Source organism: Paraferrimonas sp. SM1919 (assembly GCF_010993985.1).
Classification (GTDB): domain Bacteria; phylum Pseudomonadota; class Gammaproteobacteria; order Enterobacterales; family Shewanellaceae; genus SM1919.
In genome coordinates, this window is record NZ_WINH01000056.1 from 1 (window position 1) to 1,276 (window position 1,276).

Genomic DNA, 1,276 nt, shown 5'->3' on the forward strand with positions numbered 1-1,276 from the left:
ATTATTCGGCAGTACGAGTCTCGGTTAGGCCCGCATTAATTTGCTGTACATCGGCTTCAGTTAGATTACCTGCCGCGGCTTTTAAAGATAAAATGGCAGTAATGTAACCGTAACGGCTTTGTGATAACTGACGCTTAGCGTTAAACAAATCACGAGTACGGTTCAACACATCAACAATGGTACGAGTACCCACTTCGAAGCCCGCCTGAGTCGCTTTTAGAGCCGATTCTGCTGAAATCACAGATTGCTCATAAGCTCGGATGGCACTGATGTTGGCTTTCACATTGTTTAAGTTAGAGCGAACTTGCTTAGTCACACTGCGGTGGCTTTGTTCAAGTTGCTGAGCGGCGTTAACATAGTCAAACTGGGCCTTTTTAACTTGTGAGGTCACCTTGAAGCCTTCAAAGATGGGAATACTCATGGTGATACCCACGTTGGCTTGGTTCCAGTTATCAATAAAATCGCCACCAACACTGCGTTTAGCTTCTTGGTTCTTAAAGGCATTGTAGCCTGCGTTGGCAGTGATAGAAGGCATATGGCCTGATTTATAGAAACCAATGGTTTCTTTGGCAACTTCCATACCTAAACGTGCAGCAAGCAGCTCAAGGCTGGATTGCTCTGCAATTTTTTGCCACTCGTTGCTGGTGCTTGGCTGTGGCGCTGAAGGCGAAAAGCGCTCGGCACTTAAGCCTTGTAACGAGTCATACTCAATGCCGGTAATTTCACGTAGCACTTCGTATTTATTCTCTAGGTCGTTTTCAGCACGAATTTCATCGGCTGTGGCTAAGTCGAATTTCGCTTGAGCTTCGTGTACCGCAGTAATCGCGCTGAGGCCGACGGCAAAGCGCTGCTTAGTTTGCTCTAGTTGACGTTCAATGGCGGCTTTTTCTGCGCGGGTAAAGTCAACCGTATCTGCCGCGGTGAGCACATTGAAATAGGCGTTAGCAACGCGGGTAATCAGCCCTTGCAAGGCGCCTGCATACTGGGCATCAGCACGGGAAGCGGTTTTTTCAGCAATATCGAGTCCAACCCAAGCACTGTGGTTGTAAATGACTTGATTGAGACTGATACCGCCATCAAAGCCACCAAAAGAGCTAGACAAGCTGCGCTCAGTATTGATGTCATCCCAACCTTTATTAAAACCAATATTACCGGAAATGGTGGGTAATAAGTTGGCGCGGGTTTCATCGATACCGGCATACTGGGCATCACGCTGGGCTTTGGCTTGTAGGACTTGTGGATCGTTTAGCAGAGCTTGCTGATATATCTGCATTAA

1 protein-coding gene is annotated in these 1,276 nt (G+C 47.3%); it reads right to left on the bottom strand.

From position 1 onward, the window contains the following. Position 1: 1 nt before the first annotated feature. Positions 2 to 1,276, bottom strand: a 1,275-nt coding sequence (gene tolC, locus GFB48_RS17090; protein ID WP_163938646.1) for an outer membrane channel protein TolC, incomplete at its 5' end; no start/stop codon positions are given.